The sequence below is a fragment of the Mesorhizobium sp. M1409 genome (genome assembly GCF_040317535.1).
GTDB lineage: Bacteria > Pseudomonadota > Alphaproteobacteria > Rhizobiales > Rhizobiaceae > Mesorhizobium.
In genome coordinates this window covers 110,301-134,619 of the sequence record NZ_JAMYKV010000007.1, presented here as the reverse complement: position 1 = coordinate 134,619, position 24,319 = coordinate 110,301, and the positions used below count along the sequence as shown (strand labels likewise).

At 63.2% G+C, this 24,319-nt stretch carries 27 protein-coding genes; 17 read left to right on the top strand and 10 right to left on the bottom strand.

Annotated elements, in window-relative coordinates; genetic code table 11:
* The first annotated feature begins 10 nt into the window (after positions 1 to 10).
* The 4 genes from ccmA (at position 11) to NKG99_RS08765 (ending at position 2,227) form a co-directional block, all read left to right on the top strand.
* Positions 11 to 628: a heme ABC exporter ATP-binding protein CcmA gene (ccmA, locus tag NKG99_RS08780; protein ID WP_352866365.1), complete on the top strand. Its 618-nt coding sequence runs from the start codon at positions 11 to 13 to the stop codon at positions 626 to 628.
* A 57-nt stretch (positions 629 to 685) separates the two neighbouring features.
* Positions 686 to 1,351 carry a heme exporter protein CcmB gene (gene ccmB, locus NKG99_RS08775; protein ID WP_352866363.1) on the top strand — a complete coding sequence of 222 codons (666 nt, stop codon included), beginning with the start codon at positions 686 to 688 and terminating at the stop codon, positions 1,349 to 1,351.
* A gap of 133 nt (positions 1,352 to 1,484) precedes the next feature.
* Positions 1,485 to 1,652, top strand: a complete 168-nt coding sequence (gene ccmD / locus NKG99_RS08770) for a heme exporter protein CcmD (RefSeq protein ID WP_352866360.1) — start codon at positions 1,485 to 1,487, stop codon at positions 1,650 to 1,652.
* Positions 1,649 to 2,227, top strand: coding sequence for a DsbE family thiol:disulfide interchange protein (locus NKG99_RS08765; protein WP_352866357.1), 579 nt, complete (start codon positions 1,649 to 1,651; stop codon positions 2,225 to 2,227). The genes ccmD and NKG99_RS08765 overlap by 4 nt, the downstream gene beginning before the upstream one ends.
* Before the next feature lie 261 nt (positions 2,228 to 2,488).
* Here NKG99_RS08765 and NKG99_RS08760 read toward each other — a convergent pair whose 3' ends face one another.
* Positions 2,489 to 2,656 carry a hypothetical protein gene (locus NKG99_RS08760; protein ID WP_081738754.1) on the bottom strand — a complete coding sequence of 56 codons (168 nt, stop codon included), beginning with the start codon at positions 2,654 to 2,656 and terminating at the stop codon, positions 2,489 to 2,491.
* A 299-nt stretch (positions 2,657 to 2,955) separates the two neighbouring features.
* On the opposite strand from NKG99_RS08760, the gene NKG99_RS08755 reads away from it, so the two are divergent.
* The gene (locus NKG99_RS08755; protein ID WP_352866354.1) at positions 2,956 to 3,876 is read left to right on the top strand and encodes an SMP-30/gluconolactonase/LRE family protein; all 921 of its coding nucleotides are present in this window, start codon (positions 2,956 to 2,958) and stop codon (positions 3,874 to 3,876) included.
* Positions 3,877 to 3,949: 73 nt separating this feature from the next.
* Positions 3,950 to 4,159 (top strand): tautomerase family protein, encoded by a 210-nt coding sequence (locus tag NKG99_RS08750; protein ID WP_352866351.1) that lies wholly within the window; start codon positions 3,950 to 3,952, stop codon positions 4,157 to 4,159.
* 283 nt (positions 4,160 to 4,442) lie between these two features.
* Here the strand turns inward: NKG99_RS08750 and NKG99_RS08745 are convergent, their stop codons facing one another.
* The 9 genes from NKG99_RS08745 to NKG99_RS08705 all read right to left on the bottom strand — a co-directional run bounded on the left by NKG99_RS08745 (position 4,443) and on the right by NKG99_RS08705 (position 12,482).
* The gene (locus tag NKG99_RS08745; RefSeq protein WP_352866348.1) at positions 4,443 to 4,973 is read right to left on the bottom strand and encodes an NADPH-dependent FMN reductase; all 531 of its coding nucleotides are present in this window, start codon (positions 4,971 to 4,973) and stop codon (positions 4,443 to 4,445) included.
* Between the two features lie 38 nt (positions 4,974 to 5,011).
* Positions 5,012 to 5,632, bottom strand: a complete 621-nt coding sequence (locus NKG99_RS08740; RefSeq protein ID WP_352866345.1) for a pyridoxamine 5'-phosphate oxidase family protein — start codon at positions 5,630 to 5,632, stop codon at positions 5,012 to 5,014.
* Positions 5,633 to 5,642: 10 nt separating this feature from the next.
* Positions 5,643 to 6,299 carry a septation protein A gene (locus NKG99_RS08735; RefSeq protein ID WP_352866343.1) on the bottom strand — a complete coding sequence of 219 codons (657 nt, stop codon included), beginning with the start codon at positions 6,297 to 6,299 and terminating at the stop codon, positions 5,643 to 5,645.
* A gap of 61 nt (positions 6,300 to 6,360) precedes the next feature.
* On the bottom strand, positions 6,361 to 7,809 hold the full coding sequence (gene ftsY / locus NKG99_RS08730; protein WP_502910897.1) for a signal recognition particle-docking protein FtsY: 1,449 nt from the start codon (positions 7,807 to 7,809) through the stop codon (positions 6,361 to 6,363).
* 480 nt (positions 7,810 to 8,289) lie between these two features.
* Positions 8,290 to 9,603, bottom strand: coding sequence for a tRNA (N(6)-L-threonylcarbamoyladenosine(37)-C(2))-methylthiotransferase MtaB (mtaB, locus tag NKG99_RS08725; protein ID WP_352866340.1), 1,314 nt, complete (start codon positions 9,601 to 9,603; stop codon positions 8,290 to 8,292).
* Positions 9,603 to 10,487, bottom strand: coding sequence for a diaminopimelate epimerase (dapF, locus tag NKG99_RS08720; protein WP_352866337.1), 885 nt, complete (start codon positions 10,485 to 10,487; stop codon positions 9,603 to 9,605). Before dapF ends, mtaB begins: the two co-directional genes overlap by 1 nt.
* 72 nt (positions 10,488 to 10,559) lie before the next feature.
* Positions 10,560 to 10,721, bottom strand: coding sequence for a DUF1328 family protein (locus NKG99_RS08715; RefSeq protein ID WP_128304269.1), 162 nt, complete (start codon positions 10,719 to 10,721; stop codon positions 10,560 to 10,562).
* A gap of 101 nt (positions 10,722 to 10,822) precedes the next feature.
* A complete protein-coding gene (locus NKG99_RS08710; RefSeq protein WP_352866334.1) occupies positions 10,823 to 11,389 on the bottom strand; it encodes a hypothetical protein in 567 nt (188 codons plus the stop codon).
* 73 nt (positions 11,390 to 11,462) lie between these two features.
* Positions 11,463 to 12,482: an MBL fold metallo-hydrolase gene (locus NKG99_RS08705; RefSeq protein ID WP_352866331.1), complete on the bottom strand. Its 1,020-nt coding sequence runs from the start codon at positions 12,480 to 12,482 to the stop codon at positions 11,463 to 11,465.
* A 286-nt stretch (positions 12,483 to 12,768) separates the two neighbouring features.
* Here NKG99_RS08705 and NKG99_RS08700 point away from each other — a divergent pair, with 286 nt between their 5' ends.
* The 11 genes from NKG99_RS08700 to odhB all read left to right on the top strand — a co-directional run bounded on the left by NKG99_RS08700 (position 12,769) and on the right by odhB (position 24,285).
* Positions 12,769 to 13,308: a protease inhibitor Inh/omp19 family protein gene (locus tag NKG99_RS08700; RefSeq protein WP_352866329.1), complete on the top strand. Its 540-nt coding sequence runs from the start codon at positions 12,769 to 12,771 to the stop codon at positions 13,306 to 13,308.
* 80 nt (positions 13,309 to 13,388) lie between these two features.
* Positions 13,389 to 14,588: a cell division protein ZapE gene (zapE, locus tag NKG99_RS08695; RefSeq protein ID WP_352866326.1), complete on the top strand. Its 1,200-nt coding sequence runs from the start codon at positions 13,389 to 13,391 to the stop codon at positions 14,586 to 14,588.
* 496 nt (positions 14,589 to 15,084) lie between these two features.
* Positions 15,085 to 16,053 (top strand): malate dehydrogenase, encoded by a 969-nt coding sequence (gene mdh / locus NKG99_RS08690; RefSeq protein WP_352866323.1) that lies wholly within the window; start codon positions 15,085 to 15,087, stop codon positions 16,051 to 16,053.
* Between the two features lie 16 nt (positions 16,054 to 16,069).
* The gene (gene sucC / locus NKG99_RS08685; RefSeq protein ID WP_352866321.1) at positions 16,070 to 17,263 is read left to right on the top strand and encodes an ADP-forming succinate--CoA ligase subunit beta; all 1,194 of its coding nucleotides are present in this window, start codon (positions 16,070 to 16,072) and stop codon (positions 17,261 to 17,263) included.
* Between the two features lie 4 nt (positions 17,264 to 17,267).
* Positions 17,268 to 17,639: a cupin domain-containing protein gene (locus NKG99_RS08680; protein ID WP_352866319.1), complete on the top strand. Its 372-nt coding sequence runs from the start codon at positions 17,268 to 17,270 to the stop codon at positions 17,637 to 17,639.
* 3 nt (positions 17,640 to 17,642) lie between these two features.
* Positions 17,643 to 18,140 carry a DUF1579 family protein gene (locus NKG99_RS08675; RefSeq protein ID WP_352866317.1) on the top strand — a complete coding sequence of 166 codons (498 nt, stop codon included), beginning with the start codon at positions 17,643 to 17,645 and terminating at the stop codon, positions 18,138 to 18,140.
* Between the two features lie 83 nt (positions 18,141 to 18,223).
* A complete protein-coding gene (locus tag NKG99_RS08670) occupies positions 18,224 to 18,529 on the top strand; it encodes a hypothetical protein (RefSeq protein WP_352866315.1) in 306 nt (101 codons plus the stop codon).
* The gene (locus NKG99_RS08665) at positions 18,456 to 18,872 is read left to right on the top strand and encodes a PIN domain-containing protein (protein ID WP_352663844.1); all 417 of its coding nucleotides are present in this window, start codon (positions 18,456 to 18,458) and stop codon (positions 18,870 to 18,872) included. Before NKG99_RS08670 ends, NKG99_RS08665 begins: the two co-directional genes overlap by 74 nt.
* 27 nt (positions 18,873 to 18,899) lie before the next feature.
* Positions 18,900 to 19,802 (top strand): succinate--CoA ligase subunit alpha, encoded by a 903-nt coding sequence (gene sucD / locus NKG99_RS08660; RefSeq protein ID WP_352866312.1) that lies wholly within the window; start codon positions 18,900 to 18,902, stop codon positions 19,800 to 19,802.
* Between the two features lie 152 nt (positions 19,803 to 19,954).
* A complete protein-coding gene (locus tag NKG99_RS08655; protein ID WP_352866310.1) occupies positions 19,955 to 22,942 on the top strand; it encodes a 2-oxoglutarate dehydrogenase E1 component in 2,988 nt (995 codons plus the stop codon).
* 68 nt (positions 22,943 to 23,010) lie between these two features.
* Positions 23,011 to 24,285, top strand: coding sequence for a 2-oxoglutarate dehydrogenase complex dihydrolipoyllysine-residue succinyltransferase (gene odhB / locus NKG99_RS08650; RefSeq protein ID WP_352866308.1), 1,275 nt, complete (start codon positions 23,011 to 23,013; stop codon positions 24,283 to 24,285).
* The last annotated feature ends 34 nt before the right edge of the window (positions 24,286 to 24,319 follow it).

The window sequence follows — 24,319 nt, the reverse complement described above, 5'->3', positions numbered from 1 at the left end:
CAGGCGAGGGATGCGGCTGATCGCCGAAAATCTGGGCGGCGAACGCGGCGGCGACACGGTGTTTTCGGGCATCGGCTTTGCCTTGGAGGATGGTCAAGCGCTTGTCGTCACAGGGCCGAATGGGTCGGGCAAATCGACCTTGCTGCGGGTCATCGCCGGGCTGCTTCCGGTGGCGCACGGCAGCGTGAAGATCGAAGGCGTTATGACGATTGAAGACGGGGGCGAGGCGTTTCCGTCGGTCGCGTCGGCCTGTCATTACCTTGGCCATCAGAATGCAATGAAGCCGGCGCTCAGCGTGGCGGAGAATTTGCACTTCTGGCGCGACTTCAACGGCGAAGGGCAGCTCGGCGTCGAAGAGGCGCTTGAAACGGTCGGACTGGGCGGCATCGGCCACCTGCCGTTCGGCTATCTCTCGACAGGGCAGCGGCGGCGATCGGCGATCGCCAAGTTGTTGGTCAGCCATCGGCCGCTGTGGCTGCTCGACGAGCCGACGGCGGGGCTGGACAAGGCTTCGGAGGGGCGGTTCGCGGGGTTGATGACGCGGCATCTCGAAGGCGGAGGGATAATCGTTGCGGCGACGCATCTGCCGCTAGGGATTTCGAGCGCGGCGGAATTGGTGATGGGATAGTGCGGTGATGTTGGCATTCCGTCCCACCCCCCTCTGTCCTGCCGAACAGCTCAAATCATGCTAGCGCTCTTCCTCCGCGACATCCGCCTCAACATCCGTGCCGGCGGCGGCGCGTTGACCGGCGTCATCTTTTTCCTCGCCGTCATCGCCACCATCCCGTTCGGGGTAGGGCCGGATCTCAAGCTGCTTGCCCGCATCGGCCCGGCGATCCTGTGGATCGGCGCGCTGCTGTCTTGCCTGCTTGGGCTCGACCGGCTGTTCCAAGCCGACCGCGAGGACGGCTCGCTCGATCTCTTGGTGCTCGGCAATGACCGACACATGCTGGCCTTGACGGTGCTGACGAAATGCCTGGCGCATTGGGCGGGCAGCGTTTTGCCGCTGGTCATCGCCGCGCCCTTGCTCGGGCTGTTCATGAATATGGAACCACTCGGCATCGGCGCCACGGCGCTGACCCTTCTGGTCGGCACGCCGGCAATCACCTTCATCGGTGCAGCCGGTGCCGCAGTGGCGGTGGCGCTGCCGCGTGGCGGGCTGCTGATCTCGGTGCTGGTGCTGCCGCTGACCATTCCGGTGCTGATCTTCGGCGTTTCGGCGAGCTATGGCGCGACGGCCAATCCCGATCCGTTTCTGCAGCCCTTCCTCATTCTTGCCGCGCTGACCCTGTTTCTTGCAGTGCTGGGTCCAGTCTCGGCGGCGCTGGCGCTGCGCCACGGCACGGATTGAAGTGGCGGCATGAGCGCGAAGGCTGCGGCGCGGCGACCGATTGCGAAGCAGACGAGGCGAGGCTAAGGGAAGGCATGTTCGAACTGGATGTAATGATCGGTTTGGAAGGTCGCACCTTGGCGGGGGCTGCCGTATGAGCGCGCATGCACTCTACGTGACCGCAGCCTATGGTGTCACCGCCGTGGTGCTGATCGGGCTGATCGGCTGGATCCTGATAGACCAGCGGGCGCGCAAGCGCGAACTCGCCGAGCTGGAAGCGGGCGGCGTGCGGCGTCGCTCCGACAAGGCCGTCAAGTCATGAGCACCGAAATGGACACGCCGCCGCCGCGTCGCCGCCTGTTCGTGCTTTTGCCGCTGCTGATTTTCCTCGGCCTGGCGGGACTGTTCCTGTCGCAGTTGTTGTCGGGGCGCGATGTTTCGGAAGTGCCGTCGGCGCTGATCGGCCTGCCGGCGCCGCAGACCAACCTGCCGGCGCTCGAGGGCAGCAACCTGCCGGGGCTCGATTCGAAAGCCTTCGTCGGCAAGGTCACATTGGTCAACGTCTTTGCGTCGTGGTGCGCGCCGTGCCGCGAAGAGCATCCGGTGCTCTTGGCGCTGTCGCAGGACAAGCGTTTTGTCATGGCGGCGCTGAACTATAAGGACCAGCCGGAAAACGCCCGCCGGTTCCTCGGTGATCTCGGCAACCCGTTCCAGGCGATCGGGGTCGATGAAGCCGGCCGTACGGCGATCGACTGGGGTGTCTACGGCGTGCCGGAAACCTTCGTCATCGGCAAGGACGGCAAGATCGCCTACAAGCATGTCGGCCCACTGACACCCGAGACGGCGAGGGATCTCTTGCTGCCACAGATTGAAAAGGCGCTGACGGCGCCGGGTTGACGGTCACTCGCGTTCGTCATCCTAGGGCGAAGCAAGGAGCGGAGCGACGCGGCGAAGACCCTAGGATCCATGCCGCGACATTCGCCCGGAAATGCGGCGGTCCGAAACGCGCGCTTTTTAGCGCGAAATCACGGGTCATCGCAAAACAAATTCTGCACCGCTGTGGTGCTCGAAAATCACGGCATGGATCCTTGGGTCTTCGCTCCGCTTCGCGTCGCTACGCCCAAGGATGACGAACGTGATAGGTCGACCGAATACTACTCAGCCGTAGATCTGCTTGTGGACCTGGTAGAGCATTTCCGAGCGGTCGGCGCGCATATCGGCCAGATCGCGGCTGGAAAAGCTGTCGATTTCGGCGACAAGGCGGTTGTAGTGCTTGCGCTTGGCAATGCTGTTGCGAGCGCGGGTCATGAGACTGTCGAGGATCATAGCAAGGTTCCTTTTGGCGCCGCATTTGCGCGACCGTTATTCCTCCCTTGATCGATACAGAGCATGACATAGTAATGGTGCATTGCAAAAAGAAGATGTTGCAATGCACCATTGCGTCTGGCGCATAGCCGGTTAAGCCCGCTTAACCTGGGTTAAGCTGCTTAACCCAGGTAAGAGCCATTAACGCGGCATTCCTCCATCACGTCCGCAGGAGACCGCCGACGATTTCACCGATCGATCTTGCCATATCGATCGCCGGCTGGCTTGATCCCATCTCACCTGATGCCGGGAGGAAAACTATGGCGGCCGCAGACTATTATGAGATTCTCGATCCACGCTTCGCGCGCCTGTTCAACGGCAACGCCCAGGTGGAGAAGCTGTTCACCGGATGCCAATGGGCGGAAGGACCGGCCTGGTTCGCCGCCGGCCGCTATGTCGTCTGGTCCGACATCCCCAACAACCGCATGCTGCGCTATGACGAGACCGACGGCAATGTCAGCGTCTTCCGGCAGCCATCCGGCAATTCCAATGGCAACACTGTTGACCGGCAGGGCCGGCTGGTCACCTGCGAGCATTCCGGCCGCCGGGTCAGCCGCACCGAGTTCGACGGCTCGATCACCACCATCGCCGCCAAATGGAAGGGCAAACGGCTGAACTCGCCCAACGACGCGGTGGTGAAGTCGGACGGCTCGATCTGGTTCACCGATCCGAGCTACGGCATCGACACCGACTATGAAGGCGACAAGGCCGAGAGCGAAATCGGCGCCTGCCATGTCTACCGGGTCGATCCCGGCACCGGCGAGGTCGAAGCCGTCATCACCGACATGGTCAGGCCCAATGGGCTGGCCTTCTCGCTCGACGAGAGCAAGCTCTATGTCGTCGACACTGGCCGCACGCACGGTGCGCAGAACCCGGCGCATATGCGGGTGTTCAATGTCGGCAAGGGCGGCAAGAAGGTGTCGGGCGAAAAGGTCTTCGCCGACTGCACCGCCGGCCTGTTCGACGGCTTCCGGCTCGACGAGGACGGACGCATCTGGACCAGTGCCGCCGACGGCATCCATTGCTACGATCCGGACGGCACGCTGATCGGCAAGGTCAAGGTGCCGGAAGTCACCGCCAATTGCGTGTTCGGCGGCAACAAGCTGAATTGCCTCTACATCGCCGGCACCACCTCGCTCTACATGGTGCGGCTGATGGTCAACGGCGCCAAGACCTATTGAGACAAAGCACTGGCGACCGTTCGATAGTTTCGTCGAAGCGGCTCGCGAGCACGAACATCCCCGGGAGGACAAAATGCCATTCGTCAACATCCGCATCGTCAAGGAAGTGATATCAGCCGATCCGGCGGGCAAGAAGGCGGATATCGCCAAGAAGGTCACGGCGGCCATCATGGAGGCCACCGGACTGGGTAACGACGATGTCTGGGTGGTCTTCGAGGAGGTCAACGCGCGCGATTGGTATGTCGGGAAGACGGATGTGGAGACGCTGAGGGGGAAGAAGTAGTTCGAAGACGTGGTGGCCCAGCCCCACGCCTTCGTCATCCTAGGGCGGAGCAGTCGCGAAGCGACGTCGCGGAGACCCTAGGATCCATGCCGCGACTTTCGAGCACGACAACGGTGCAATTCTGTTTGTTGTACGGCTCGCGGAATGTCGGGCTATCTTGCGCCCCTCCTGAACCGCAGCATTCTCCGGCAAAGGTCGCGGCATGGATCCTAGGGTCTGCGCCGCGTCGCTGCGCTCCTTGCTCCGCCCTAGGATGACGAAGCGCGGTGATGGCTGCCCGGTATCAACGCGCGCGAATGAACTCCGCGAACGCTGAAACGGCGTTGCGCATCGCCTGCCGGTTTTCCGGCTCGGCCAAGACAGCCTCCACCTCCGGCGGCTTCTTGCCGAGCAGGGCAATCTCCAGCATTTCCTCGCAAAGCACGAACGACATGGTGCGCATGATCTCGGCCAGTGCGGCGCGGGCGAACAGCGAGCGTAACGAGGCATGCGCCAGCATGGCCGGCTTGGCGACGGCGGCGTCGCGCGAGACCAGCCAGTCGAGCGCATTCTTCAGCCCGCCGGGCACCCCGTGGGCATATTCGGGACACGAGACGATAACGCCGTCGGCTCGGGTGACGGCATCGATCAGCGCGGAGGCGTCGAGCGGCGTCCGCTCGCCTTCATCGTCGGGATTGAAGATCGGCAGACGGCCAAGCCCGTCATAGACGGTGACGCGACAGCCTGGCGGCGCGTTGCGCGCCAGTGCGGCGACAAGCGCCGAATTGGTGGAGGCCGCGCGCAGGCTGCCGGAAAAGGCAAGGATGTTCAGCAAGGATGGAACCGTTCAGGACGAATCGTCGTCTCGAAAACCTACCACATCGTCTGCTTGTAGCCGTCGTCCAGCCAGCGGTCGGTCGCCTCGACCGAATCGGCCAGCGCCAGTTGGTCGCGCAGGATCTGGCCGAGCGTCGGCAGCGTCGCGCGGTCGTACCAGGTTTCCGGCTTCCAGAGATCCGAGCGCATGAAGGCCTTGGCGCAATGCATGTAGGCGGTCTTGACGCTGACCACGACGACGCTTTGCGGCTCCTTGCCATCGACGGCAAGCCGTTTGCGCAAGCCCCCGTCCACGGTGATGCGGGCTTCGCCGTTGACGCGCAGCGTCTCGTTCATGCCAGGAATGAGGAACAGCAGCCCGACGGAGGGATTGACGAGAATGTTCTCAAGCGTGTCGAGCCGGTTGTTGCCGGGCCGGTCCGGAATGGCGATGGTCGTGTCGTCGAGCACGGCGGCGAAGCCAGGCTTGTCGCCCTTCGGCGTCACGTCGGCATTGCCGGCGCCGTCGGACGAGCCGATCAGTACGAACGGGCTCCTGCCGATGAAGGAGCGGCAATGGCCGTCGAGCGCCTTCAATTCCTTGCGGATCGAGCCGTCGGTCGGCCGCGGCGTCTTGTAGATCGTCCTCAGCCCATCGCGCGTGGTGACGAATTCCATCGCCCTCTCCCTATTTCCCGGCCTTGTCCTCGAGCGAATGGCGCAGGATCAGCGGCATCTGGCTGAAGGTGAACAGAAGCGTGATCGGCATGATGCCCCAGACCTTGAAGGTAACCCAGGTGTCGGTGGAAAAATTCCGCCACACCACTTCATTGGCAAGGGCCAGGAACAGGAAGAACAGGCCCCAGCGGAAGGTCAGCTTGCGCCAGCCTTCGGCATCGAGGCTGAAGGCCGAATCGAAGACATAGCCAAGCAGCGACTTGCCGAAATAAAGGCCGCCGAGCAGCACGCCGCCGAACAGCATGTTGACGATGGTGGGCTTCATCTTGATGAAGATGTCGTCCTGCAGATAGAGCGTCAGCGCGCCGAAGATGAAGACGACGACGCCCGACACCATCGGCATGATCGGCAAGGTGCGCATCAGCAGCCATGAGGCGATCAGCGCGATTGCCGTGGCGGCCATGAACAGGCCCGTGGCGACGAAGATCGGGCCGCCGAATTCGGCCAGAGCAGGGAATTTCTGCACCAGCCATTGGCCGCGCGCATTGGCGAAGAAGAACACCATCAACGGCCCCAACTCCAGCACCAGCTTGAGAAGCGGATTGACGCCTTCCTTCTTTTGTTTTTGCGGGTCGGACGGGTCGCGTTCGAGAATGGGTGGGTTCATGGAATCTCTTTCTTGCGCATGATCTGATCCAAAAAGTCTGCAACTTTTTGGGACATGCTTGCTACGCCACTCCAGCAATCGCCCTGGCGAATTCGCTTGCCGAGAAGGGTTCGAGGTCGTCGACCTGTTCGCCGACGCCGATGAAATAGACCGGCAATTTGTGCTTTGCCGCGATCGCCACCAGAATACCGCCGCGCGCCGTGCCGTCCAGCTTGGTCATCACCAGGCCATTGACGCCGGCGACATTGCGGAAGATCTCAACCTGGTTGAGCGCGTTCTGGCCGGTGGTCGCGTCGACCGTCTGCAGCACGGTGTGCGGCGCTTCCGGATCGAGCTTGCCGAGCACGCGGACGATCTTTTCGAGCTCGGCCATCAGTTCGGTCTTGTTTTGCAGGCGGCCGGCGGTGTCGATGATCAGCACGTCGGAGCCGGCTTCCCTAGCCTTTTCGAAGGCGTCGTAGGCCAACCCTGCGGCATCGGCGCCGATCTTGGAGGCGATGACCGGCGATTTCGTCCGCTCGCCCCAGATCTTCAACTGCTCGATCGCCGCGGCGCGGAAGGTGTCGCCGGCGGCGAGCATCACCGACAGGCCGCCATCGGTGAGCTTGGCCGCGAGCTTGCCGATGGTCGTGGTCTTGCCGGTGCCGTTGACGCCGACCACCAGGATGACATGCGGCTTGTGCGAAAGATCGAGTTCCAGCGGCATGGCGACGTGGGTCAGCACCTTCTCCACCTCCGCCGCCATGATGGCGCGAACCTCGGTGTCGGAGACATCCTTGCCGTAGCGGCTGGCGGCCAGCGCATCGGTGACGCGCAAAGCGGTTTCCATGCCGAGATCGGCACGGATCAGCACGTCCTCCAGATCCTGCAGCGTCTCCTCGTCCAGCTTGCGCTTGGTGAAGACGCCGGCAATGTTGCCGGTCAGTTCCTTGGACGAACGGGCAAGCCCGTCCTTCATGCGCTGGAACCAAGAACGCCTCGGCGCCGGTTCCGGCGCCTTCCGCGGCTCGGCCTTCTGCTCGACTTTCCTGGTGACGGTCACCTTGCCGGGCGCGGGAACGGATCTTGGCGCGGGTTGCGGGACGGCCTGCGGTTCGGGTGCGATCTCGGCGATGATCGGCTGCGATTCGATCGGCGCGGGCTGGCGAATGGGAGGTACGATCTCGGCCGACGGAGCTTCAGCCACGTCTTGCGCAGGTTTGCGCTGCCCCTCGCCCTCTCCCCGTGAAGGACGGGGCGAGGGGGGCGTCAGCGTTGAGGCTTCTTCCTCGAAGTCTGAAAGAGGAGGCGCGGCGTCACCGCTATCTCCCTTCTCCCCGTCTCTATACGGGGAGAAGGTGCCGGCAGGCGGATGAGGGGCTGCGCTGACCTCTGACGGTGGCTGAGCAGGGGCCGGCGCCGGTGTCGGCACCTCGATCGGAGTTGGTGTCCCTGCAGGGACCTCGACCGGCGGCGTCGGCACTTCGACCGGGGCCGGTTCCGGTTGCTTTTCCGGGCGCGACGGAACGATCTCAGGCTCGGACGGCGCGGGTGGCGGTACCTCTTGCGGCCGCGGTTTGGGAGCAGGCTCCGGAACGGCGGGAGGCGTTGGTATTTCCTCGGGCGCCGGCGGCTCGACGGGTGTCTCAGGCGCGGGTTCTTCTTCCGGCTCGGGCTCCGGCAGGGGTTCCGGCGCGGGCGGAACGGCAGGCTCCGGTGCTGGCGGAATGGTCGGTGCCGGCTCGGGCACCGGTTCCTCGATAGGCGCCGGTTTCGGCGCTGGAATCACCTCCGGCTCGACTGTCGGCGTCGGCGCGGCTTCCGCCTCGGGGTCCAGTTCGTCGCGCTTCAAAAACTCCGGAACGACCTGCTCGGCCGCCGGCTTCAGCGCATCGAGCGCTTCCCACTTGATCGGCGGCAGCGGGGCGGTCTCGTCGACCCGCTCCTCGACCACCTCTTTCTTGCCGAACGAAAATATCTTCTTGAAAAAACCAGCCATGCTTTGCGTTTCTCAGGCCGCGCGGGCGGCAAGGGGGGTCGCGATCAGCTTGGTACCGTCGTGGCCTGATATATCGGCCTCGACGATCTCACCCGGCACGCCCGTGCCGAGTGCGGCAAGCGTAAACCCTTCGGTGCGGCCAAGTCCGTCGCGCTCGATCAGGATCGACTGACGGGTTCCGGAAAGCGACGACAGATGGCGCCGATACGCGGCATCACCAGCGGCGCGCAGCCGGGCGGCGCGCTGCTTGACCAATTCGCGGCGGAGCTGCGGCATGCGCGCGGCGGGCGTGCCTTCGCGCGGGCTGAACGGGAAGACGTGGAGGTGAGTCAGGCCACACTCCTCGACGATTTTTTCCGAGTTCTCGAACATCTCCTCGGTCTCGGTCGGGAAGCCGGCGATGATGTCGGCGCCGAACACGATGCCGGGGCGCAGCTTGCGAACGTCCTCGCAGAAGCGGATCGACTGATCGCGCAGATGCCGGCGCTTCATGCGCTTCAGGATCATGTCGTCGCCCGACTGCAGCGACAGATGCAGATGGGGCATCAGCCTGGGTTCGGTGGCGATGGCGTCGAGCAGATCGTCGTCGGCCTCGATCGAATCGATCGAGGACAGCCGCAGGCGCTTCACGTCAGGCACCTGCCTGAAGATGGTTTTTACCAGTCTGCCGAGCTTCGGGGCGCCCGGCAGGTCGGCGCCAAAACCGGTCATGTCGACACCGGTCAGCACGATCTCGGCATAGCCGTTTCCGGCGAGCCGTTTGACCTGCTCGACCACGGCGCCCATCGGCACCGAGCGTGAATTGCCGCGGCCGTAAGGGATGATGCAGAAGGTGCAGCGGTGGTCGCAGCCGTTCTGCACCTGGACGAAGGCACGTGCCCGGCCCTCGATGGCGTCGACCATGTGGCCGGCGGTCTCACGCACCGAAAAGATGTCATTGACGCGCGCCTTCTCGGTGTCGTTGACGCCGAAATCCGGCAGCGCGCGATAGGAGTTCGCCTTCAGCTTCTCCTCGTTGCCGAGCACGAGATCGACCTCCTCCATTGCGGCGAATTTTTCAGGCTCGGTTTGCGCGGCGCAGCCGGTGACGATGATGCGGGTTTGCGGGTTGTCGCGGCGCGCCTTGCGGATCGCCTGTTTGGCCTGGCGCACCGCCTCGCCGGTGACGGCGCAGGTGTTGAAGATCACGGCGCCGCCTTCCAGCGCGCCGAGGCCGGCGGTTTCAGCCTCGCGCCGCATCACTTCGGATTCATAGGTGTTCAGCCGGCAGCCGAAGGTCACCACATCGATGCCCCTGGACACCGGGCTCTTGGACAGAGCGGACATCAGGCCGCGCTTTCGGTGTCGCGAGCCCATGTTCCGGTCGCCGGATCGAAGCTGCCGGAAAATTCCCATTCGGCCGCGCCGGTGAGGATGACGTGGTCATCGCCGCGCCATTCCACATGCAGCGTGCCGCCGCCAGGGGTCAACAGGCTGACGCTGCGGCCGGTCCGATTGGTGCGGGCGGCTGCGACCACCGCGGCGCAGGAGGCCGAGCCACAGGCCTTGGTCAGGCCGGCGCCACGTTCCCATGTGCGGATGATCATGGTTTCGGGCGAAGTGATCTGAGCGATGGTGATGTTGGCGCGTTCGGGAAACATCGGATGGTTCTCGAGCAGCGGGCCGAAGCGGTCGAGCTCGTAGGACCAGACGTCGCGGTCGACCCAGAAGATGGCGTGCGGGTTGCCCATCGAGACGACAGAGGGTGAATGCAGCACCGGTGCGTCGATCGGGCCGATCTGCAGCTCGATCTTGCGGGTATCATGGAATTCCTCGGCCAGCGGAATGTCCTGCCAGCCGAAGCGCGGTATGCCCATGTCGACCGAGATCGAGCCATCGGCATGTTCGCGCGCGTTGAGAATGCCGGCGACGGTCTCGAAGGTGAAGGTCTTCTGGCCGGTCTCGGCGGCGAGCGCCTGGACGACGCAGCGCATGCCGTTGCCGCAGGCCTGCGCGCCGGTTCCGTCGGAATTCAATATGTCGATGAAAAAGGCGGTGCCCGGCGTCCTGGCGTCGTGGATCGCCATGATCTGGTCGAATCTTGTCGCGGCATCGGCGTTCAGCGCGATTGCCGCGGCCGCCGTCACCCGATCGGCACGGCCACGCATGTCGGCAACGATGATCTCGTTGCCGATGCCGTTCATCTTGGCGAAAGGGGCAGTGCTGGCCATTGCTCCGAAAGTTCCATGTCCGATTGCCGCTATATGGCGGAAACGGGCAGGAATTACCAGTGCGGAGCCGCTTTACGTCACCGCGAAAATGCCAAGTACCATCAGCAGGAAGATGATCAGAACGATGCCGATGAGGATGCGCGCCCCGGTGGCGGCAGCACCTGCCAGCGCCGGCATGCCGAGCAAGCTCGCCGCCGCGGCGACGATCAGCAAAATGACGATCCATTTGAGCATGGGAATGCCTCGCAAACCGACAGATTTTGAAACCGTATGAAAAACGCGGCTGCCGCGCTTGGGTTCCCGTCGGCTTGCGAGGCCGCTGCCGGTTGACCGACCTAGCCGGCGATCTCGATATCGGTGGTGAAAGGCGCCGTCTTGTTCGAATTCTCGTCATGCATGAGAAAGTCGCATCGGTATTTGCCGGGCGGCAAGCCGTCGAGGGACAGGTCCAGCTTGAAGAACAGTTCGCGGTTGTGTGAGCGGGAGGCGACCTGGACACGGCCGACCTTCTCACTCGTGCCGAGAGTCTCGCCGGCCGCGGAAACGACGGTGATGTCGACGGAAAGCGCTATCATGCTGTTGCCGAGACCGTCCGAGCCGTAGCCATAGCCAACAGGCTCCATATAGAGCACGATCTTCTCGCCGGGTTTGTAGATGCGATTGGCACGCTCGCTGTAGATGCCGAAACCGCTTGCGGAATCGACCTGTTTGACGTTCTGGACGGCCAGCGGCATCGCTTGCCAAAGGGCTTCCTCGGCGCCGCGGAATTTGTCCAGCGCGTCGGCGCCATCACCCGACTTCAGCAGTTTTTCGGCCTCGGTGGCGCGATCGGTGATTTCGCCTGCGAAAGCGCATGGCGTCGAAAACGCCAGCGCCATCAGAATTGCCATGATCGATTTCATCTGAAATTCCCCCTCTGCCCGTTAGGCGGACCATCCGCGAAAATGATCGGTCCGTAAATGCCCAATGCAGATGTCAGCCGCGCCCGATCTCGGGCACGCTCCAGATCTCGCCGGGCCGCAAGGCGCGAAAGCGCCCTCGTGGGATGCCTTGATCGTCAAGCGCCTCGGTCAATTTCCGCGCCGGTTCGTCGATCGGTTCGTCGGTGAGCTGAAAGGTGCCCCAGTGGCAGCCGGCGGCGAAAGCGGCGTTGCACAGCGTCATGCCTTGCACCGCTTCCTCCGGATTCTGGTGCTGAGGCGCCATGAACCAGCGCGGCTCATAGGCACCGATCGGCAGGATGGCGAAGCGGAAACCGCCATGTTTCCCGGCCATCTGCCGGTAGTTGATGCCATCGTGAAAGCCGGTGTCACCGGCGAAATAGAGCTTGCTATCAGGCGTTTCGACGACGAAGCCGGCCCACAGCGCCATGCGCCGGTCGCGGGCGCCGCGCGCCGACCAGTGGTGCACCGGCTCGACATGGACCGCGACGCCGTTGCCGACCTCTACCCTGTCGCCCCAATCATGGGCCGACAGCCGCATGCCGGGAATCGCATCGCCGATCAGGGTGTCGTTGCCGAGCGGGGTAAGCACCAGCGGGTCGTGGCCGGCCTTCAGCCGCTTCAGGGTGGCGAGATCGAGATGGTCGTAATGGTTGTGGCTGACCAGCACGAGGTCGATCGGCGGCAGGTCGGCGAAGGCGATGCCTGGCGGATTGATGCGTTTTGGTCCGGCGAAGAAAAGCGGCGACGCACGCTGCGACCAGACCGGGTCGGTCAGGATGTTCAGACCGCCCGTCTGGATCAGCAAGGTGGAATGGCCCACCATCGTTACGTTCAGCGCCGCGCCATCGACCTTCGCGGCCGGCTTTGCCTGCGGAAAGGGGCTTGGATTCGTCGCCGGCCATTTCGAGCGCTTGCCATTCAACTGCCATTTCAGCAGGTCGGCGAAACGGCCGGGCAGCTGGCCGTCGGGATTGAAGAACAGGGTGCCGTCGAAATGATCGCTGGGCGGGCCGCTATAGTAGCGATTGGCGGCTTTCTTTCTCGCGGCCAATTTTGCGGCTCCAGCAGGTTTCGTCTCCCTGACATAGGCGCTGTGCCTGCTTGCGCAAGCATTTGACCGCCGAATGGCAGGGGAGGGGCGGCACGGTGTCGACCGGGACCTCAGGGCGATGCGCGACAAGTGGCCCGTGCCATCGCGATCGCGATAAATTTGCAACAAATCTTGCCGCAAACCGTATTTTAACCATATCGGGTTGAAATTTCGCCACCTTCTCCATCTTGGTGGAGGTGAGATTGTGCGGACGGCTTCCCCCCAGCCGGATCCGACGGAGGTTGGAATGACTTTTTCGAAAACCGGTCTGGTGGCCGTATCGCTGGCCGCGCTCGTTGCGAGCGGCTGTTCGACGTCACGTTTCTCGTCGATGGATGATCAGCAGCCGGCACCGCTAGAGGCCGCGCCCGCCGGCAAGGTGACCGCGAACCAGCTGCCGCCGCCGGCGTCGCCCGGCACCACGGACCCGTCGCAATTCCCGACCGCGCCGGCGAACACGCAGGTCGCCTCGCTGCCGCCGGACGGCACGGCACCGGCCGGCGCTTCGGACCTCAACGCCGCCAGTGTCGCGGGTGTCTGGAATGCCAACGTTTCGGGCCAGAGCTGCAAGGTGGCGACGCCGCAGACCAAATTCGGCGCCGGCTTCCGCGCCGGGCCGCTGCATTGCCCGGCACCGATCGACGGCATCAAGTCGTGGAACGTCGCCGGCAAGCAGCTCACGCTCTATGACGAGAATGGCGGCGCGCTGGCGCGGCTCTATTCCTCGGGCGGCTCGAAATTCGACGGCCAGACTTCGAACGGCCAGCCGATTTCGCTTACAAGATAGGCTAGCCCTTCCGAATGCATTTCGCCCAGAAGTGGCCCCGTTTTGGGACAGCGACATGCATAAAGCAAATGACGTGACCAATGCATCTGCGTGACGGCCTCCATACCCATGCGACCGTCAGGCAGCGCTACGACCATCTGGTGGAAACCGGTGCGATCGGCCGCGATCCGGCGCAGGAGCGGATCACCGCCGCGCTGGACCGGCTGACCGACGAGATTTCGGCCAAGCGACTGGCACACAAGTCCAGCGCGCTGGGCTGGCTGTTTGCCCGCAAGCGCGAGACGCATGAGGCCGTCAAAGGCCTCTACATCCATGGCGGCGTCGGCCGCGGCAAGACCATGCTGATGGATATGTTCTTCGACCTGCTGCCGGTGCGGCGCAAGCGCCGCGTCCATTTCAACGACTTCATGGCCGATGTGCAGGATCGTATCCAGAAGCACCGGCAGGCGCGCAAGAATGGCGACGTCAGGCAAGACGATCCGATCCCGCCCGTGGCCAAGGCGCTCGCCGAGCAGGCCTGGGTGCTGTGCTTCGACGAGTTCTCGGTTACCGACATTGCCGATGCGATGATCCTGTCGCGGCTGTTTTCGGCGCTGTTTGCCAGCGGCGTGGTGCTGGTCGCCACCTCGAACGTGGCGCCGGAAGATCTTTATAGAGATGGACTGAACCGCCAGCTTTTCCTGCCTTTCATCGGCATTCTGCAGCGGCATGCACAGGTGCTCTCGCTCGACGCCGACAAGGACTACCGGCTGGAAAAACTCGCCCGCACACCGGTCTATGTCACGCCGGCCGATGCGGCGGCCGACCAGATACTCGACGAGGCTTGGCAAGCCATGACGCGCGGAGTGCCAGAGGGCCAGACGTCACTTGCCCTCAAAGGCCGGCAAGTGGTCGTGCCGCGCGCCGCCGGCGACGTGGCGCGGTTCTCCTTCGCCGATCTCTGTGAAAAGCCGCATGGGGCACGCGACTACCTGGCGATCGCCGGGCGCTTTTCGACCATCTTCGTCGATCATGTCCCAGTGCTCGGCGAAGGCAAGCGCAACGAGGCCAAGCGCTTCATCCTGTTGATCGACACGCTTTATGACCATCATGTGCGGCTGGTGATGAGTGCAGAGGCTCCGCCGTCGCAGCTTTATCTCGCAAGGCGCGGCGTCGAGGTCTTCGAATTCGAACGCACGGCATCGCGCCTGATCGAGATGCAAAGCCACGACTGGCTGGAGGATTGGGCGGAGCGGCGGAAGATGAAGACGGCGCCAGAAGCGCAGCAGGCGCAGGCGTAGGGACGCGTAGGTTCGCCCCCATGCATCCTTGGTGATTTACGAAACCGTCGCGACGATCGATTCTCCCCCCTCGAGGGGGAGATGGACGGCAGGCCAGAGGGGGGTTGGTTCGACCGGGCGCGGCACAGATGGCGCCAGCGCTTCACGCGAGGCGACCCCCTCTGTCGCCTTTGGCGACATCTCCGCCTCAAGGGGGGAGATTTGGTGCCAGTATCACAACGGCGTCATCGCCTGGAAATAGCCTTCTGATTTCCATACTCATTGCGTAAACCTCGCAAGTCGGCTTACAAACTTTGACGTTTACGTAAATCCCAATGTTTCTAACCGATTGAAATTATTCACTCGAAAATAATCGATTGAATATATTTTCCACCGGGGCTACTGGATGCGGCGAAGTCTCGCGGGTCCCCGCAGCATTCCGGCCTCTTCCTCGACGCCGCCACCCAGATCGCCAGCGATTTGGGCGTCGTCACAGACAAAGGGAAAATTTCCTCACATGGCACGCAACAAGATAGCGCTCATCGGCTCTGGCATGATCGGCGGCACGCTCGCCCACATGATCGGCCTCAAGGACCTCGGCGACGTGGTGCTGTTCGACATTGCCGAGGGTATCCCGCAGGGCAAGGGGCTCGATATCGCGCAGTCATCGCCGGTCGATGGCTTCGACAGCCGCCTCACCGGCATTAACGACTATGCCGGCATCGAGGGTGCCGATGTCTGCATCGTCACCGCCGGCGTGCCGCGCAAGCCGGGCATGAGCCGCGACGACCTTCTGGGCATCAACCTCAAGGTCATGGAGCAGGTCGGCGCCGGGCTGAAGAAATACGCGCCGAAGGCTTTCGTCATCTGCATCACCAATCCGCTCGATGCCATGGTGTGGGCGCTGCAGAAGTTTTCCGGCCTGCCCAAGAGCCATGTCGTCGGCATGGCCGGCGTGCTCGACAGCGCGCGCTTCCGCTATTTCCTGGCCGAGGAATTCAAGGTCTCGGTCGAGGACGTCACCGCCTTCGTGCTCGGCGGCCATGGCGATTCCATGGTGCCGATGATCCGCTATTCGACGGTGTCAGGCATTCCGCTGCCCGACCTCATCAAGATGGGCTGGACCTCGAAGGAGAAGCTCGACCAGATCGTGCAGCGCACCCGCGACGGCGGCGCCGAGATCGTCGGCCTGCTCAAGACCGGCTCGGCCTTTTATGCGCCGGCCGCCTCGGCGATCTCGATGGCCGAAGCCTACCTCAAGGACAAGAAGCGCGTGCTGCCATGCGCCGCGTATCTATCCGGCCAGTATGGCGTCAAGAACACCTATGTCGGCGTTCCCGTGGTGATCGGCGCCGGCGGCGTCGAGCGCATCATCGAGATCGACCTCAACAAGAGCGAGCAGAAGATGTTCGACAGTTCGGTGGCGACGGTGCAGGGCCTGACCGAGGCCTGCGTCAAGATCGCGCCGCAACTCGCCGCCAAGTAACCCGGAGAAAATCCAGATGAACATCCATGAGTATCAGGGCAAGGCGCTGCTGAAGTCTTTCGGCGCGCCGGTGGCCGAAGGAGTGCCGGTGTTCAAGGCGAGCGAGGCGGAAGCCGCCGCCAGGGCGCTGCCCGGCCCGCTCTACGTGGTGAAGAGCCAGATCCATGCCGGCGGCCGCGGCAAGGGCAAATTCAAGGAGCTTGGCCCAGACGCCAAGGGTGGGGTCAGGCTGGCGAAGTCGGTCGCCGACGTCGTCACCAACGCCAATGAGATGCTGGGCAACACGCTGGTGACCAAGCAGACCGGCCCGGCCGGCAAGCAGGTCAACCGCCTCTACATCGAGGACGGCGCCGACATAGAGCGCGAACTCTATCTGTCGATCCTCGTAGACCGCTCGGTCGGCCGCGTCGCCTTCGTCGTCTCGACGGAAGGCGGCATGGACATCGAAGCGGTCGCGCACGACACGCCGGAAAAGATCATCACCGTCGCCATCGATCCGGAAAAGGGCGTCACATCGGCCGATCTGAAGGCGCTCAACGGCGCGCTGAAGCTCGACGGTGACGCAGCCAAGGACGGCGACACGCTGTTCCCAATCCTCTACAAGGCCTTTGTCGAGAAGGACATGAGCCTGCTCGAGGTCAACCCGCTGATCGTCATGAAGAACGGCCGGCTGCGCGTGCTCGATGCAAAAGTGTCGTTCGACAACAATGCGCTGTTTCGTCACCCGGATGTGCTCGAACTGCGCGACATCACCGAAGAGGACGAGAAGGAGATCGAGGCGTCGAAATACGACCTCGCTTATGTGGCGCTCGACGGCAATATAGGCTGCATGGTGAACGGCGCCGGCCTCGCCATGGCGACGATGGACATCATCAAGCTCTATGGTGCCGAACCCGCCAACTTCCTCGATGTCGGCGGCGGTGCGTCCAAGGAAAAAGTGACGGCGGCGTTCAAGATCATCACCAAGGATCCGGCGGTCAAGGGCATCCTGATCAACATCTTCGGCGGCATCATGAAGTGCGACATCATTGCCGAGGGCGTCATTGCCGCGGTCAAGGAAGTCGGCCTGGAAGTGCCGCTTGTGGTGCGCCTGGAAGGCACCAATGCCGAGCTTGGCAAGAAGATCATCAACGACAGCGGCCTCAACGTGGTATCGGCCGACGATCTCGACGACGCGGCCAAGAAGATCGTGGCGGCGGTGAAGGGCTGATCTGGTGCCTCCGCGCAAGATAAACCTGGTCGAGGCGGCGGATCAGAAGATCAAGAAGGTTTTCGATCCGCATATCGCCGGCGACGTCAACGATGCCCAGGTCAAGATCGCCAAGTTCGGCGACGTCTTCGACTGGCACGCGCATGACAATGAGGACGAAGCCTTCCTCGTGCTGCGCGGGCGCATCGCAATCGATTTTCGCGACGGCACGGTGGAGCTCTCCAGCGGCGAGTTCATCGTCGTGCCGCGCGCTGTCGAACACCGGCCGCGCTCGCTCAGCGAAGAACCCGTCGTGCTGATGTTCGAACCGGCGACGACGCTCAACACCGGCAACGCCAAGAGCGACTTAACCGTCGCCGACCTGAAGCGGCTCTGACCCATGAACGCAGCCGCCTTCTCCTCGCTCTCGGCCGATCACCAGCGCCTGCAGGCGCTGGTCGGCGCGTGGCGTGGTGAGGAAGAGGTGGCGGCAACCCAGTGGACCGATGCCGGCACAGCGACTTCCGAAGTGCTGGCTGAGGCACAGTTCGGCGGGCTGTTCGTGGTGCAGCGCTATCGCCAGCGTCGCGACGGCACGGTCTCGTTCGGCGCGCACAGCGTGTTTGGCTTCGACCAGCAAAACAGCATCGCCACCATGCATCAGTTCGACTCGATGGGCTTCGTGCCGGCGGCGCCGGCCATGGGCACGTGGAACGGCAACGAGCTCACTCTGGAGCGGTCGTCGCCGCGCGGCGCCGCGCGCGTGACGTACATTTTTGACGGTGCCGACGCCTACCGCATGCGATTGCAGTTCAAACCTGCCGGCAGAGATGCCTGGCAGGACATGGTGAGCGGCGTTTACCGGCGCGTCTCGCCTTCCGAGTTAGGGGAAGGCTGAGCGATGCAGATCATGGGCATGGCGGTTGAAAAAATACACATAATCACACATATATCGGCTGTGTATTTATGTGGAGACAGGCGATGAAGAATGTCACCCTAGCCATGGACGACGCTCTGCTCGAAAAGGCGCGAGGCCTTGCCGGACGTCGCAACACCACGCTCAACGCCCTCATTCGTTCACTCCTTGCGCATGAAGTCGAGCAGGAAGACCGGATGGCCTGGGCCAAGGCGGGAATGAAGCGACTCATGGACGAGGCCGCGAGACAGAGCGACAGCGCCGACACCCCTTACAAGTGGGATCGAAGGGACGCCTATGCCGACCGGGAGGATCGATTGCTTTCTCGACACGAACGTCCTGATCTACGCGGCTTCGGAGAAGAATCGTGATCCACGCCGCGCGCCGATCGCCGCAGAACTGGTATCGAGCACCATCTTTGGCGTGTCGGGGCAAACTTTGGCCGAATTCGCCGCAGTGTCGCGAGCGAAATCCCTTCTGGGCGATGACCTGCTCGATCAGTGGCTGGTTCTCCTCGGGACCTGCCCTTTGGTGCCCGTCGACGAAAGCTACGTCCGCTCTGGGCTGGACCTCGCGCGCCGTTATGGAATTCACTATTACGACGCCGCGCTTCTCGCCGCGGCCGGGTATCTCGGTGCGCCGATTTTCTACACCGAGGATCTCAACCACAACCAGGTTTATGGCTCGGTACGAGCCGTCAATCCTTTCTTGTAATCGCTGAATCCAGAGGCGTTATCACCCATGTCCATTCTCGTCGACAAGAACACCAAGGTGCTGGTGCAGGGCCTGACCGGCAAGACCGGTACGTTCCACACCGAACAGGCGCTGGCCTATCACGGTACGAAAATGATCGGCGGCATCCATCCCAAAAAGGGCGGCGAGACCTGGACCGGCTCCAAGGGCGAGAGCCTGCCGATCTTCGCCACCGTCGCCGAGGGCAAGGCAAAGACCGGCGCCAACGCGTCCGTGGTCTATGTGCCGCCGGCGGGCGCCGCCGAAGCAATCCTCGAAGCGATCGAGGCCGAGATCCCGCTGATCATCTGCATCACCGAAGGCATACCGGTGATGGACATGATCAGGGTCAAGGCGCGGCTCGACCGCTCGACCTCGCGGCTGATCGGTCCGAACTGCCCGGGCGTCTTGACCCCCAACGAATGCAAGATCGGCATCATGCCCGGAAACATCTTCCGCAAGGGTTCGGTCGGCGTTGTTTCGCGCTCGGGAACACTTACCTATGAGGCCGTGTTCCAGACCACCAATGTCGGCCTCGGCCAGACCACCGCCGTCGGCATTGGCGGCGACCCCGTCAAGGGCACCGAGTTCATCGATGTGCTCGAGATGTTCTTGGCCGACGACGAGACCAAGTCGATCATCATGATCGGCGAGATCGGCGGTTCGGCCGAGGAAGACGCCGCGCAATTCCTCAAGGACGAAGCCAAGCGTGGCCGCAAGAAGCCGATGGCGGGCTTCATCGCCGGGCGCACGGCGCCGGCCGGCCGCACCATGGGTCATGCGGGCGCGGTCATCTCCGGCGGCAAGGGCGGCGCCGAGAACAAGATCGCGGCAATGGAATCGGCTGGCATCAAGGTATCGCCCTCGCCGGCCCGTCTCGGCACGACGCTGGTCGAGGCGATCAAGGGTTGAAATGAGTAAGTGGTGAATAGTGAATGGTGAATGGCTCGGACGGATGAATAGTTGGCCTGGCTGCCGGATCTCGACTCTGCCGCTGACCATTCACTATTCACCACTTACCATTCACTCCAAACAGGAGACGGAGCCGGGCTCCGCGGACAAAAATGGCAAGACAAGATCAGGCCAACGACCAGTTTTCGCTCACCTCTTTCCTCTATGGCGGCAATGCCGATTACATCGACGCGCTCTACGCCGCCTATGAGGACGATCCGGCCTCGGTCAATCCCGAATGGCAGGAGTTCTTCGCCGGGCTGAAGGACGATGCCGGCGATGTGCGCAAGAATGCCAAGGGCGCTTCATGGGCGAAGCCCTCCTGGCCGCTGCAGGCCAATGGCGAACTGGTGTCGGCGCTCGACGGCAATTGGGGCATCGTCGAGAAGACGATCGAAAAGAAGGTCAAGGACAAGGCGGTCACCAACGGTGTCGTCCTTTCCGATGCCGATGTGCACCAGGCGACGCGCGATTCCGTGCGCGCCATCATGATGATCCGCGCCTACCGCATGCGCGGCCATCTGCACGCCAATCTCGACCCGCTTGGCATCGCCAAGCCGCTCGAGGACTACAACGAATTGTCGCCGGAAAATTACGGCTTCACCGCTGCCGATTACGACCGGCCGATCTTCCTCGACAATGTGCTCGGGCTCGAATTCGGCAGCATCCGGCAGATGCTGGAAATCCTGACGCGCACCTATTGCTCGACGCTCGGCGTCGAGTTCATGCATATTTCCGATCCTGAGGAAAAGGCCTGGATCCAGGCGCGCATCGAAGGCGCCGACAAGGAGATCACCTTCACCGCCACCGGCAAGAAGGCGATCCTGCAGAAGCTGGTCGAATCCGAAGGTTTCGAACAATTCATCGACGTCAAGTACAAGGGTACCAAGCGTTTCGGCCTCGACGGCAGTGAAGCACTGATCCCGGCTCTGGAGCAGATCATCAAGCGTGGCGGCCAGCTCGGCATGAAGGAAATCGTGCTCGGCATGGCGCATCGCGGACGGCTGAACGTGCTTTCCCAGGTGATGGCCAAGCCGCACCGCGCCATCTTCCACGAATTCAAGGGTGGCTCGGCGGCACCCGACGAGGTCGAGGGCTCGGGCGACGTCAAGTACCATCTCGGCGCCTCGTCGGACCGCGAGTTCGACGGCAACAAGGTGCATCTGTCCTTGACTGCCAATCCCTCGCATCTGGAAATCGTCGATCCGGTGGTGATGGGTAAGGCGCGCGCCAAGCAGGATTATCTGTTCGGCCGCAGCCGCGAGGAAATCGTGCCGCTGGAAGAGCGCGCCAAGGTGCTGCCGCTCTTGCTGCACGGCGACGCCGCCTTCGCCGGCCAGGGCGTGATCGCTGAAATCCTCGGCCTGTCCGGCCTGCGCGGCCACCGCGTCGCCGGCACGCTGCATTTCATCATCAACAACCAGATCGGCTTCACCACCAATCCGCGCTTCTCGCGCTCGTCGCCCTATCCGTCCGACGTGGCCAAGATGATCGAGGCGCCGATCTTCCACGTCAACGGCGACGACCCGGAAGCCGTGGTGCACGCCACCAAGGTGGCGATCGAATTCCGCATGAAGTTCCACAAGCCCGTGGTGGTGGACATGTTCTGCTACCGCCGCTTCGGCCACAATGAAGGCGACGAGCCGGCCTTCACCCAGCCGATCATGTATCGCAACATCCGCACCCACAAGACGACGGTGCAGATCTATGCCGACCGCCTGATTGCAGAGGGCCACATCACCCAGGCCGAGTTCGACCAACTGAAGGCCGACTGGCGCGCGCATCTCGAATCCGAATGGGAAGTCGGCCAGCACTACAAGCCCAACAAGGCCGATTGGCTCGATGGCGCCTGGTCGGGCCTGCGCACGGCCGACAACCAGGACGAACAGCGGCGCGGCAAGACCGCCGTGCCGGTCAAGACGCTGAAGGAAATCGGCAAGAAGCTGACCGAGGTGCCGAAGGATTTCGAGGCGCACAAGACGATCATCCGCTTCCTCGAGAACCGCCGCCAGGCGATCGAATCCGGCGAGGGCATCGACTGGTCGACGGCCGAGGCGCTGGCCTTCGGCGCCATCCTGCTCGACGGCAATCCGATCCGCCTGTCGGGGCAGGATTCCGAACGCGGCACCTTCTCGCAGCGCCATTCCGTGCTCTACGATCAGCGCGACGAAACCCGCTATATCCCGCTCAACAATCTGTCGGCCGCACAGGCCGGCTACGAAGTCATCAACTCGATGCTGTCGGAAGAGGCGGTGCTCGGCTTCGAATATGGCTACAGCCTGGCCGAGCCGAAGGCACTGACGCTGTGGGAAGCGCAGTTCGGCGACTTCGCCAATGGCGCCCAGGTGGTGTTCGACCAGTTCATCTCTAGCGGAGAGCGCAAGTGGCTCAGAATGTCGGGCCTCGTGTGCCTGTTGCCGCACGGCTATGAGGGCCAGGGTCCGGAACACTCCTCGGCCCGGCTCGAGCGCTTCCTGCAGCTTTGCGCCGAAGACAACATGCAAGTCGCCAACTGCACGACGCCGGCCAACTACTTCCACATCCTGCGCCGGCAGCTGAAGCGCGACTTCCGCAAGCCGCTGATACTGATGACGCCGAAGTCGCTGCTGCGCCACAAGCGGGCGGTGTCGACGCTGCCGGAAATGTCGGGCGAAAGCTCGTTCCACCGGCTGCTGTGGGACGATGCCCAGCTGCTGCCCAACCAGGCGATCAAGCTCACCAAGGATTCAAAGATCCGCCGCGTCGTGCTGTGCTCGGGCAAGGTCTACTACGACCTCTACGAGGAGCGCGAGAAGCGCGGCATCAACGACATCTATCTGCTGCGCGTCGAACAGCTCTATCCATTCCCGGCCAAGGCGCTGATCACGGAACTGTCGCGCTTCCGCAATGCCGAGATGGTCTGGTGCCAGGAGGAGCCCAAGAACATGGGCGCCTGGTCGTTCATCGACCCGTATCTGGAATGGGTGCTGGCGCATATCGACGCCAAGCATCAGCGGGTCCGCTACACCGGCCGCCCGGCGGCCGCCTCGCCGGCGACCGGGTTGATGTCCAAGCACCTTGCCCAGCTCGCCGCCTTGCTCGAAGACGCGCTCGGTGAATAGAACAGAGCGCCCCAATAGAGCAGAATTGGGCTGACAAAACAGAACCCGACAAGAAACGGACAGGCACAATGGCTACCGAAATCCGCGTTCCCACTCTCGGCGAATCCGTCACCGAAGCAACCATCGGCAAATGGTTCAAGAAGGTCGGCGACGCGATCGCCGCCGACGAGCCGCTGGTCGAGCTCGAGACCGACAAGGTGACGGTGGAAGTGCCCGCCGCCGCCGCCGGGACGCTGAGCGAAATCACCGTCAAGGAAGGCGAGACTGTCGGCGTCGGCGCGCTGCTGGGTTCGATTTCGGCAGGTGGCCCGGCCGCGGCGCCTGCGACCAAGCCGCAGGCGGTGTCGCAGGCCTCGTCGCCGGACGCGGCATCGACCGGCAAGCAGGCGGCGGCCGAGACCGCCAAGATCGCCGGCGATGCCGGCCCGGTCGAGCCGCGCAGCATGCCGCCGGCGCCGGCGGCGGCGAAACTGATCGCCGAACACAATCTCTCGGTCGACCAGCTCTCGGGTTCGGGCAAACGCGGCCAGGTGCTGAAGGGCGACGTGCTCGACGCCATTTCCAAGGGTGCGCCATCGCAGCCGGCCGAGACATCCAAGGCCGCACCGGTTGCCGTGCGGGCGCCGTCCTCGGGCGACGACGCATCGCGCGAGGAACGCGTGCGCATGACCAAGCTGCGCCAGACCATCGCGCGCCGTCTCAAGGAAGCGCAGTCGACCGCCGCCATGCTGACCACCTTCAACGAGGTCGACATGTCAGCGGTGATGGCACTCAGGGCCAAGTACAAGGACGTGTTCGAGAAGAAGCATGGCGTGAAGCTCGGCTTCATGGGCTTCTTCACCAAGGCCGTGACCCACGCCTTGAAGGAAATCCCTTCAGTCAACGCGGAGATCGACGGCACCGACATCATCTTCAAGAACTACGCCCATATCGGTGTCGCCGTCGGCACGGAAAAGGGCCTGGTCGTGCCGGTCGTGCGCAATGCCGACCAGATGTCGATCGCCGAGATCGAAAAGGACATCGGCCGGCTGGGCATCGCCGCGCGCGACGGCAAGCTGTCGGTCGCCGATATGCAAGGCGGGACGTTCACGATTTCCAATGGTGGGGTTTACGGGTCGCTGATGTCGACGCCGATCCTCAACGCGCCGCAGTCGGGCATCCTCGGCATGCACAAGATCCAGGACCGGCCTGTCGTGGTCGGCGGCCAGGTCGTGATCCGGCCGATGATGTACCTGGCGCTCAGCTACGATCACCGCATCGTCGACGGCAAGGAAGCGGTGACCTTCCTGGTGCGCGTCAAGGAAAGCCTGGAGGATCCGGAACGGCTGGTGCTCGATCTCTAGGGTTGGTGCCGATCCGGCTTTTAAACGGTAGGCA